8 protein-coding genes are annotated in these 11,665 nt (G+C 44.3%); 3 read left to right on the top strand and 5 right to left on the bottom strand.

The genetic code is table 11. From position 1 onward, the window contains the following. Positions 1-74: 74 nt before the first annotated feature. The 3 genes from P150_RS0110015 to P150_RS0110005 are packed head-to-tail and all read left to right on the top strand — an operon-like array spanning position 75 to position 1,344. Positions 75-338, top strand: a complete 264-nt coding sequence (locus P150_RS0110015) for a hypothetical protein (RefSeq protein WP_028897560.1) — start codon at positions 75-77, stop codon at positions 336-338. Between the two features lie 9 nt (positions 339-347). After that, entirely contained in the window at positions 348-761 is a 414-nt protein-coding gene (locus P150_RS0110010) for a protein-export chaperone SecB (protein WP_028897559.1), read from the top strand. Next, entirely contained in the window at positions 751-1,344 is a 594-nt protein-coding gene (locus P150_RS0110005; RefSeq protein ID WP_231477599.1) for a hypothetical protein, read from the top strand. The genes P150_RS0110010 and P150_RS0110005 overlap by 11 nt, the downstream gene beginning before the upstream one ends. Positions 1,345-1,593: 249 nt before the next feature. On the opposite strand, the gene rpoC is transcribed toward P150_RS0110005, so the two are convergent. The 5 genes from rpoC to rplA all read right to left on the bottom strand — a co-directional run bounded on the left by rpoC (position 1,594) and on the right by rplA (position 11,642). Then, the gene (gene rpoC / locus P150_RS0110000) at positions 1,594-5,955 is read right to left on the bottom strand and encodes a DNA-directed RNA polymerase subunit beta' (RefSeq protein WP_028897557.1); all 4,362 of its coding nucleotides are present in this window, start codon (positions 5,953-5,955) and stop codon (positions 1,594-1,596) included. Between the two features lie 26 nt (positions 5,956-5,981). Continuing rightward, entirely contained in the window at positions 5,982-9,791 is a 3,810-nt protein-coding gene (gene rpoB / locus P150_RS0109995) for a DNA-directed RNA polymerase subunit beta (RefSeq protein WP_028897556.1), read from the bottom strand. Positions 9,792-9,971: 180 nt separating this feature from the next. Further along, the gene (gene rplL / locus P150_RS0109990) at positions 9,972-10,355 is read right to left on the bottom strand and encodes a 50S ribosomal protein L7/L12 (protein WP_028897555.1); all 384 of its coding nucleotides are present in this window, start codon (positions 10,353-10,355) and stop codon (positions 9,972-9,974) included. Between the two features lie 57 nt (positions 10,356-10,412). Then, positions 10,413-10,931 (bottom strand): 50S ribosomal protein L10, encoded by a 519-nt coding sequence (gene rplJ / locus P150_RS0109985; RefSeq protein ID WP_028897554.1) that lies wholly within the window; start codon positions 10,929-10,931, stop codon positions 10,413-10,415. Positions 10,932-10,949: 18 nt separating this feature from the next. Next, positions 10,950-11,642 carry a 50S ribosomal protein L1 gene (gene rplA / locus P150_RS0109980; protein ID WP_028897553.1) on the bottom strand — a complete coding sequence of 231 codons (693 nt, stop codon included), beginning with the start codon at positions 11,640-11,642 and terminating at the stop codon, positions 10,950-10,952. Between the last annotated feature and the right edge of the window lie 23 nt (positions 11,643-11,665).

The following is an 11,665-nucleotide window of genomic DNA, read 5'->3' as shown; positions in this document are numbered from 1 at the left end:
ATGGATTTTTTGTACTTTTGTACTTTGAATAGCAGTATAAAGAAAATTTCAACAATCATTAAACGAATTCAGTTATGGGAAATCTTCTTGAAAGTCTAAAAAAATATTTTGAAAATACACCAAAAGAGATACTAGATAGTGATTGGAAAGATAGGGAATATCTTAATGAGATAGGTCCTGATGTCTTTGAATATGCAAACTTTGTAAGGAAAAGTTTTGGTATAGAGGTATCGTATTCAATTTTGGAAAAGAAATCAGAGGCACATAAATTTGACGTGTCAGCAGCTATAACCAATAATGAAATAGCAGCCGATGCCTTGTATTGTTTAGCAGCATAAAATAAAAAAATGGAAAAAACAGCATTTAAATTCGACTCATATCATTTTACCAAGGCATCTTTAGATTTCAATATTCCCGATGAAGCCGAGTTGAATGTATCTTTTACTCCCAAAGGAAAGTTCTTTGTGAAGAAGACGTGTTATGAACTAGACTTTGACGTGGTAATAGAATGCAAAGAATCAAATACAGAGGTTGTAAAAGTTTCGTGCAAGGCTTTCTTTACATTTGATAAAAACGTATCTATAAATGACATACCTGATTATTTTTATCCAAATAGCCTTGCCATAATATTTCCATACATCAGAGCATTCGTCAGCACCCTATCTCTACAAGCAAACGTGCGACCAGTAGTTTTGCCTACTATCAATCTTATGGGACTTACAGACGATTTGAAAAAACATACTGAGGTTATTGAAGAATAACGATATGCTACGTACGGAAATATTTCAAACTCTTGAATACCGTGAAAATGAAGCAGAAGTTGAACGCCACGGACCATATTTCTGTTCCAAATGCAACCCTGACGGTTCCTTAAAAGATGGAATTAAGGAGCCGTGGCTTGGTGAGGGTTACTACTTTTGGGATACTAGAATAACAGATGCCCATTGGTGGGGGAATTCTGTCTATAAGAGAAAAGGGTATATTATCTGTAAAACAACATACGACCAACACTCTCCATTATTATATGATTTATTAGGCGTCTCTAAGCATTTTGATGAATTTGTAGAATGTGCAAGATACATTTTGGAACAAAGAGGACTTAAGAAAATAAGTGTTCCAGTAGTACTTTCATATTTAAAGAATCTCGATACCTTTAAATACAAAGCTATTAGGGCTTGGCCCAATCCAAAAACCTACAAAGATATCGACATAAAATTTCCCGGTAAAAAGATGATGTTAGGGAAAGTTGATAAAATTCAATTATGCTTCTTTGATAAAACATTACTTACAGAGCCTTTCAAGATTGAAGAAAAGTATATTTTTGCAGAAAATCAAACTATATGAATATCTGATAAACTTTCTATATATATCAGATTTTTTAATGATCATTCCTAATTATTATAAAGTCAGATTTTGCACAATCAGACTATAACAATATCTCTAAAAGAGAATCATTGACTTATCAAGACTATCATTTTGACAAATGCTAATTGATTTAACTTCAGAAGAGAAGGAAAACAAAAAAGGTCCGATTGACAATGTGTCAATCGGACCTTCTTATATGTACCAACTAATATTAGTCAGCCGTTTCCATTATTCGCTGACATCCTTGTCGGCAAAGTCAAGAACGTTCTTTCTGTTTGCTTCGATGCGAACGTGCTCTTCCTTGGAACCAACAATGAGCTTCTGCCACTGGCGGAGACCGGTACCGGCAGGCACAAGGTGGCCGCAGATGACATTTTCCTTCATACCCTCGAGCATATCGCTCTTGCCGCGAATTGCAGCTTCGTTGAGCACCTTGGTTGTTTCCTGGAAAGAAGCGGCACTCATAAAGCTCTTTGTTCCGAGGGCAGCACGGGTAATACCCTGCAACATCTGTGTTGCCGTTGCCTGAACGGCATCACGAACCTGAACGAGCTTGAGGTCGCGACGCTTGAGACTGGAGTTCTCATCACGCAGCTTGCGAACGGAGATAATCTGTCCCTTGTAGCAGTTTTCTGAATCTCCCGGGTCTGTTACAACCTTCTTGCCCCAGATACGGTCGTTCTCTTCGGCAAAGTCGAGCTTATCAACCAATTCCTGCTCGAGGAATGTGGTATCGCCCTGCTCGTCGACACGAACCTTGCGCATCATCTGACGCACGATGATCTCAAAATGCTTGTCGTTGATTTTCACACCCTGCAAACGATACACGTCCTGAACTTCATTAACGATGTATTCCTGAACGGCAGTAGGCCCCTTGATGGAAAGGATGTCTGCCGGAGTAGTAATACCATCGGAAAGTGGAGTACCAGCACGCACAGCATCGTGTTCCTGTACGAGAATCTGCTTAGCGAGACTTACAAGGTACTTGCGCTGTTCGCCGGTCTTCGAGGTTATGATAATCTCACGGTTACCACGCTTTACCTTACCCATTGTTACCTCACCGTCGATTTCAGAAACGACAGCCGGATTGGATGGGTTGCGGGCTTCGAACAACTCGGTTACACGTGGGAGACCACCGGTGATATCACCTGCACCACCGACTGAACGAGGAATCTTAACGAGTGTAGTACCCGACTTGATTTCTGCACCGTCCTGAACAATCTGCTCAAGGTGCCCGCCCACCGGCAGGTTGTATGTACCGAGAATGTCTTCAGGTGCATATTGACCGTCGGCACCCTTCTTGGCACCAATCTTGACAACGTCTACCGTCGGAACCTTCGTTTTATCGCGTGATTCAGTGATAATACGCTCCGTAAGACCGGTAGCCTCGTCGGTTTCAGCCTTATAAGTTACATTTTCGATTACATCGTGCAGACGCAGAACACCTGCATATTCGCTTACGATAACGGCATTGAACGGGTCCCACTTAGCAATGAGTTCGCCCTTCTTTACCTTGTCGCCACTCTTGAAGTAGAGTGTGCTACCATAAGGAATACTGTCTGTGAGGAGTACGATATCAGTATTTGTGTCTACGAAACGGATTTCTCCGAGACGGCTGACAATCTTTTCGCAGTTCTTGTCGTCTTCATCAATAAATGGTACAGTACGAACTTCTTCCAACTCGATACGGCAGTCGTTCTTGGCAACGATAGAGGCATTGGCAGCAGCGTTACCTGCAACACCACCGGCGTGGAATGTACGCAGTGTAAGCTGTGTACCGGGTTCACCGATAGCCTGAGCAGCAATGACTCCGACCGCTTCGCCCAACTGAATCATACGGGCAGTAGAAAGGTTACGGCCGTAGCACTTCTGACAAACGCCCTTCTTACTTTCGCAAGTGAGCACAGAACGGATTTCAACCATTTCAAGCGGAGACTCGTCGATAGCCTTAGCCTTAGCCTCGTTGATTTCTTCGCCTGAAGCAACGATGAGTACACCAGTTGTCGGATGTATAACGTCGTGAACAGATACACGGCCGAGGATTCGCTCGTACAATGAAGCAACAATTTCATCGCCGCTCTTCAATGCACGGCATTCCAAACCGCGGAGTGAGCCACAATCCTCTTCCGTGATGATAACATCGTGAGAAACGTCTACCAAACGACGTGTGAGGTATCCGGCATCGGCAGTTTTCATAGCCGTATCGGCAAGACCCTTACGGGCACCGTGTGAAGAAATAAAGTACTCGAGCACCGACATACCTTCCTTAAAGTTAGAAAGGATTGGGTTTTCAATAATCTGCGCACCTTCAGCACCTGCCTTCTGAGGCTTGGCCATCAGTCCACGCATACCTGCCAACTGTGCAATCTGGTCGGCAGAACCACGGGCACCCGAATCAAGCATCATATACACGGCGTTGAAACCCTGATCGTCCTCGATCATGTGCTTCATAACACTCTGCTTCAAATTATTGTTTACGTGTGTCCACGCATCAATAACCTGATTGTAACGTTCCTTGTCGGTAATGAAACCCATTTCGTAGTTAGCCTTTACCTGATCAACCTCTTCCTGACCCTTGCCTACGATGTCTACCTTTTCGGCAGGTACAATGATATCGTCGAGGTTGAACGAAAGACCTGCAACGTAAGCCATACGGTAACCAAGGTTCTTAATGCCATCGAGGAATGCACACGCACGTGCCATACCTACGGCCTTGATTACGTCGGCAATAAGACCACGGAGAGATTTCTTGGAAATGATGCCGTTGAAGAATCCTACTTCTGTCGGAATTATCTGATTAACGATTACACGACCAACAGATGTTTCCACGGTACGCTTCTGGAGTTTGCCGTCTACCAAGTCATCAACGACCACCTTCACTTGTGCGTGGAGGTCGCAACGCTTTTCATTGTAGGCAATAATTGCTTCTTCTGATCCGTAGAAAGAAAGACCTTCACCCTTTGCACCCGGACGGATTTTGGTAATATAGTAGAGACCGAGCACCATATCCTGTGAAGGAACGGTAATAGGAGCACCATTCGCCGGATTCAGGATATTGTGGCTCTGAAGCATCAGCACCTGAGCTTCGAGAACAGCCTCATTGCTCAATGGGAGGTGGACAGCCATCTGGTCGCCGTCGAAGTCGGCATTGAACGCCGTACAAGCCAACGGATGCAACTGAATAGCCTTACCTTCAATCATCTTAGGTTGGAATGCCTGAATACCGAGACGGTGAAGTGTAGGAGCACGGTTCAAGAGAACAGGATGACCCTTCATCACATTCTCAAGAATATCCCAGATAACCGGTTCGCGACGGTCTACAATCTTCTTGGCACTCTTCACGGTCTTCACGATACCGCGCTCGATGAGCTTACGGATAATGAACGGCTTGTAGAGTTCGGCTGCCATCAACTTAGGAAGTCCGCACTCGCCCATCTGCAATTCAGGACCTACAACGATAACCGAACGAGCAGAATAATCAACACGCTTACCGAGGAGGTTCTGACGGAAACGTCCCTGCTTACCCTTCAATGAATCGGAAAGAGACTTCAAAGGACGGTTGCTTTCACTCTTGACGGCAGATGACTTGCGGCTGTTGTCGAAGAGTGAGTCTACGGCTTCCTGAAGCATACGCTTCTCATTACGGAGAATAACCTCGGGAGCCTTAATTTCCATCAATCGCTTCAAACGGTTGTTACGGATGATAACGCGACGATAGAGGTCGTTCAAGTCTGAAGTTGCAAAACGACCACCATCAAGCGGCACCAATGGACGCAGTTCCGGAGGCGTTACAGGGACAATTTTCATAATCATCCATTCCGGACGGTTTACGCCCTGCGACTGACGGAATGCCTCTACAACCTGCAAACGCTTCAAGGCTTCAGTCTTACGCTGTTGGCTTGAATCTGTTGTAGCACGGTCGCGGAGTTCGCCAGCCAGTCTGTCGAGGTCGATGTCCATCAGGAGGTCATAGATAGCCTCTGCACCCATCTTGGCAATAAACTTCTTCGGGTCGCTGTTTTCAAGACGTTCGTTTCCTTCCGGAAGTCTGTTGTCGATAATGTCGATATATTCGTCTTCTGACAAGAGGTCGAACTTATGAGAACCGTTCAGTTCTTCATCAGAATCGGCGTTCTTCATTCCTTCCACAACACCCGGTTGGATTACGATATACTTTTCGTAATAAACCACTGCATCGAGCTTCTTTGTCGGAAGACCCAACAGATAACCCATCTTGTTAGGAAGACTTCTGAAATACCAAATGTGAGCAACCGGCACAACCAACTCGATGTGTCCGGCACGTTCACGGCGCACTTTCTTTTCTGTAACCTCAACACCACAACGGTCGCAAACGATTCCTTTATAACGGATACGTTTGTACTTACCACAGGCACATTCATAATCCTTTGTAGGACCGAAGATGCGCTCACAGAACAAACCATCACGTTCAGGCTTGTAGGTGCGGTAATTAATAGTTTCAGGCTTGGTTACCTCGCCAAAAGAGTTCTCAAGGATTTCTTCTGGAGAAGCAAGACCAATAGTGAGCTTGTTAAAATTACTCTTAACCTTATTATCTTTCTTAAAAGCCATTTTTATTTAATTTTGGGGTGTTCAAATTAATCAAGTTTGATGCTCAATCCAAGACCACGGAGTTCGTGAAGTAATACGTTCAACGACTCTGGAATACCCGGTGTCGGCATAGGTTCGCCCTTCACGATGGCCTCGTATGCCTTAGAACGGCCTACAACATCATCGGACTTGATAGTCAAGATTTCCTGAAGAACGTGTGAAGCACCGAATGCCTCGATAGCCCAGACTTCCATTTCTCCGAAACGCTGACCACCAAACTGTGCCTTACCACCAAGTGGCTGTTGTGTAATAAGAGAGTACGGACCAATGCTACGTGCGTGCATCTTGTCTTCAACCATGTGACCGAGCTTCAAGAAGTAGGTTACACCTACGGTAGCCGGCTGGTCGAACTTCTCACCAGTTTCGCCATCATACATATAGGTAGAGCAGAGGCGTGGCAAGCCTGCCTTGTCGGTCCATTCCTTCAAGTCGTCGAGTTTCGCACCATCAAAGATAGGTGTAGCAAACTTAACACCAAGAGTACGTCCGGCAGCACCGAGGATAGCCTCGAATATCTGACCGAGGTTCATACGTGAAGGCACACCCAACGGGTTCAATACCAAATCGACAGGACGACCATCCTCGAGGAACGGCATATCCTCCGTACGAACAACCTTGGAAACGATACCTTTGTTACCGTGACGACCGGCAAGCTTATCGCCGACCTGAATCTTACGCTTCTTGGCAATATAAACCTTAGCCATCTGAAGTACGCCCGATGGAAGTTCGTCGCCGATGGTAATAGCAAACTTCTTACGCTTCAATTCAGCATCCATCTGCTTGTACTTACGGATGAAGTTCATAATCAACTGTTGGATAAGGAAGTTTGTATGTTCGTTCTCAGTCCAACCACTTGACTGAATACCTTCGTAATCAAGGTTCTTCAAAGCCGCAACAGTAAACTTGCTGCCCTTGGTAATGATTTCAGCATTTGAGTAGTCTTTAATACCTTGCGATACCTTATCTTCTGTCAAAGAAAGGAGCTTATCTACCAAAATATCCTTCAAATCATTGATTTTTGCTTCGTGCTCCTCATCAATCTTCTGAAGAATCGCCTTGTCCTGACGTTTGCTCTCACGTGTCTTGATGGCACGGGCAAACAACTTCTTATCAATAACAACACCACTCAATGATGGGTTTGCCTTCAAAGAAGAATCCTTAACATCGCCAGCCTTGTCGCCGAAGATTGCACGAAGCAACTTCTCTTCCGGTGAAGGGTCGCTCTCTCCCTTTGGAGAAATCTTACCAATCATAATATCGCCCGGTTCTACACGAGCACCGATACGGATAACACCATTCTCATCAAGATCCTTTGTAGCTTCTTCACTTACGTTAGGAATATCGTTTGTAAATTCTTCAACACCACGCTTTGTTTCACGAACCTCGAGTGAGTATTCATCAACGTGAACAGAAGTAAGCACGTCTTCACGAACCATACGCTCTGAAAGAACGACAGCATCTTCATAGTTATAGCCCTTCCAAGGCATATAAGCCACAAGAAGGTTTCTACCAAGTGCCAATTCGCCATTCTCGGTTGCGTAACCTTCGGTCAGGATGTCTCCCGCCTTAACACGCTGCCCCTTGTCGCAAATTGGACGAAGGTCTACAACCATATTTTGGTTTGTGCGACGGAACTTAGGAATACGGTACTCCTTCAATGCAGGCTCGAAACTTACAAATTCTTCATCTTCTGTTCTGTCATACAGAATACGGATTGTTGTTGCATCAACATATTCAATAACACCATCTCCTTCGGCAGTGATCATTGTACGTGAATCCTCACATACCTGCTTTTCAAGACCTGTACCTACAATAGGTGCATCATTATGAAGCAATGGAACTGCCTGACGCATCATATTACAACCCATCAGCGCACGGTGTCCGTCATCGTGCTCCAAGAATGGAATCAAACCGGCAGAGACAGATGCAATCTGCTGAGGAGCAACGTCCATCAAATCCACTTCGCCCGGAGCTACCACAGGATAGTCTGCATCCTGACGGCACTTAACGAATGTACGGATAAACGTTCCATCAGGATTCAAAGGAGCATTACCCTGTCCGATGAGCTTGTCTTCTTCTTCTTCAGCCGTGAGGTAAACAACGTTCTCGTTTGCCAAATCAACCTTGGAATCTGCAACGTTACGGTACGGAGTAACAATAAAACCGAGATCGTTAATCTTTGCATAGAGACAGAGTGAAGAAATCAAACCGATGTTAGGACCTTCAGGAGACTCAATAGGACAAAGACGACCATAGTGCGTATAGTGTACGTCGCGAACCTCGAAACCTGCACGCTCACGAGAAAGACCACCGGGACCGAGAGCCGAAAGACGACGCTTATGCGTAACCTCCGCCAATGGGTTTGTCTGGTCCATAAACTGGCTCAGAGGATTTGTGCCGAAGAATGAATTGATAACGCTGGAAATAGTCTTCGCATTAATCAAGTCCGTTGGCTGGAACACTTCATTGTCGCGTACATTCATACGTTCACGGATTGTACGGCTCATACGAGCCAAACCAATAGAGAACTGATTTGCCAACTGCTCGCCTACTGTACGGACACGACGGTTTGACAAGTGGTCGATATCATCGACAGTAGCGTTTGAATTAATAAGATTAATGAGATACTTGATAATCTCAACTATATCATCCTTAGTCAGGACACGCGTATCCATATCCGTGTCAAGACCTAACTTCTTGTTAATACGGTAACGACCTACTTCGCCAAGGTCGTAACGCTTATCTGAGAAGAACAGGTTCTGGAACACTTCACGCGCACTTGCATCATCAGCCGCATCAGCATTGCGGAGCTGACGGTAGATATAGTTCACGGCCTCTATTTCAGAGTGGCTCGGATCCTTGGCAAGCGTGTTGAAGATAATAGAGAACTTATTAGCTGCATCCTCGTCCTTGTGCAACAAGATTGAAGATACACCACTTTCAAGAATAATATCAATATTATCCTCCGTGATTTCTGTTTCACGGTCAATAACGACTTCATTACGCTCAATAGATACCAATTCGCCAGTATCTTCATCAACGAAGTCCTCGTTCCAGCTCTTCATCACATTACCGGCAAGTTTTCTACCGAGAACTGCCTTGATGTTCTTCTTATTTACCTTTACTTCTTCACAAAGGTCGAACAACTGGAGAATGTCCTTATCTGTTTCGTAACCAATCGCACGAAGCATCGTGGTTACCGGCAACTTCTTCTTACGGTCAATGTAAGCATACATCACATTGTTGATGTCGGTTGCAAACTCAATCCAAGAACCCTTGAAAGGAATAATACGCGCACTGTAAAGTACGGTACCATTAGCATGTACACCCTGACCGAAGAACACACCGGGAGAACGGTGCAACTGTGAAACAACTACACGTTCAGCACCATTAATAATAAAGGAACCATTGCTTGACATATACGGGATAGTGCCAAGGAATACGTCCTGAATAAATGTACCGAAATCCTCGTGATCCGGATCCGTGCAGTACAGTTTCATCTTAGCCTTCAAAGGTACGCTATAAGTCAGCCCACGCTCCAAGCATTCATCAATGGTATAGCGTGGCGGATCAATATAGTAATCCAAGAACTCAAGAACGAAATTATTACGCGTATCGGTGATAGGGAAATTCTCAACGAAAACCTTATACAAACCGTCATTCTTGCGTTCTTCAGGCGGTGTATCCAACTGCAAGAAATCCTTGAACGATTTCAACTGCAAATCAAGAAAATCCGGATAAGGGTACGGACTTTGCACACTGGCGAAGTTTACTCTGGGTTTATTCTCTGTTGCCATAAATTGTTTTTAAAAAAGAATACGAGCATCTATTCAACAGACCTCAATATCCTGAAATAAAATGTCAGAAGACATAAAAAGGTTAGGACTCACCTACTTGGTAAATCCTAACCATATTGTTTCTTTCGTGATTTAAACTAAAAGCAGTCTGCTTGAATCATAAATCACCTTGAAGTTTTATTACTTCAACTCAACCTTAGCACCTTCAGCTTCGATGAGCTTCTTCAAGTTTTCAGCTTCGTCCTTAGCAACGCCTTCCTTCAATGTAGAAGGTGCGCCGTCAACGAGGTCCTTAGCTTCCTTCAAGCCAAGACCACAAGCTTCCTTAACTACCTTAACAACCTTGAGTTTGCTTGCACCAGCGTCTGTGAGAACTACGTCGAAGTCAGTCTTCTCAGCAGCAGCTTCACCACCAGCAGCAGCACCGGCTGCAGGACCAGCAACTGCAACTGCCGCAGCAGCAGGTTCAATTCCGTACTCGTCCTTGAGGACTGTTGCCAACTCGTTTACTTCCTTAACAGTGAGGTTTACCAACTCTTCTGCAATAGCTTTAATATCTGCCATTTTATTCTAAATATTTATTTTTAATTCTTTATAAACTGTAACTTTTGACTTTATAATTTATTCAGGACGCTCGCCTAAAGTCTTGAGCACACCGTGGATGGTGTTTGCGCCAGATTGTAGAGCAGAAACAACGTTCTTTGCCGGAGACTGCAGCAATGCCAAAACGTCGCCGATAAGTTCGTTCTTGCTCTTGAGTGCTGCCAGTTCTTCGAGTTTGTCAGCTCCGATGAAAATAGACTCTTCAGCGTATGCAGCCTTGAGTGCAGGAATGCCTTCCTTCTTATATTCCTTCAGGAGTTTTGCAGGCACGTTAGCTGTCTGTGTGAACATAACAGCAGTATTGCCTTTCAAAGAACCGTACATAGGTTCAAAATCAATATCAGATGCGATGAATGCCTTGTGGAGAAGATTGTTCTTCACAACAACCATTTTAATTTCGCTCTTGAAGCACTTACGACGGAGGTTGCTGGTAGCCTCTGCATTCAAACCTGTAACGTCTACAAGGTAGAAATGAGGATATTCTTTCAGTTTCGCTCCGAGTTCAGCGATAATTGTATCTTTTACTTCTTTCTTCATTTTACAAAACTTTTAGAGTTATTCAGCTGATTTAGGATCAATCTTGATACCCTTACTCATTGTGCTAGAAATAAAGATACTCTTGATATATGTACCTTTAGCTGCAGCAGGTTTCAATTTAACAACAGTAGAAATGAACTCTTTTGCATTACCGCAAATCTGCTCAGGCGTCATACTTACACGACCGATTGATGTGTGAATAATACCAGCCTTATCTACCTTGAAGTCAATCTTACCAGACTTAACGTCCTTGACTGCCTTAGCAACATCCATTGTTACAGTACCACTCTTAGGGTTTGGCATCAAACCGCGTGGACCGAGTACACGTCCCAAAGGACCAACTTTACCCATACAAGATGGCATCGTGATGATTACATCAATTTCTGTCCATCCTCCTTTGATCTTTTCGATGTATTCGTCAAGACCAACGTAATCAGCACCAGCTTCCTTAGCGGCAGCTTCCTGATCAGGTGTACAGAGGCAAAGCACACGTGTTGTCTTACCGGTACCGTTTGGCAAAGTACACACGCCGCGAACCATTTGGTTAGCCTTGCGTGGGTCTACGCCGAGACGAATATCGATATCAAGTGAAGCGTCAAACTTTGTTGTGGTAATTTCCTTAACAAGTGATGATGCCTCCTGTAAAGTGTATGCCTTTCCTAGTTCAACCTTCTCAGCTACTGATTTCTGATTTTTTGTCAGTTTACTCATTTTTACTTTTGAAGTTTAAAATT

This window comes from Prevotella sp. HUN102, assembly GCF_000688375.1.
Classification (GTDB): Bacteria; Bacteroidota; Bacteroidia; order Bacteroidales; family Bacteroidaceae; genus Prevotella.
Note: the sequence above shows the minus strand (reverse complement) of the source record. Positions and strands in the feature narration are given on the sequence as shown.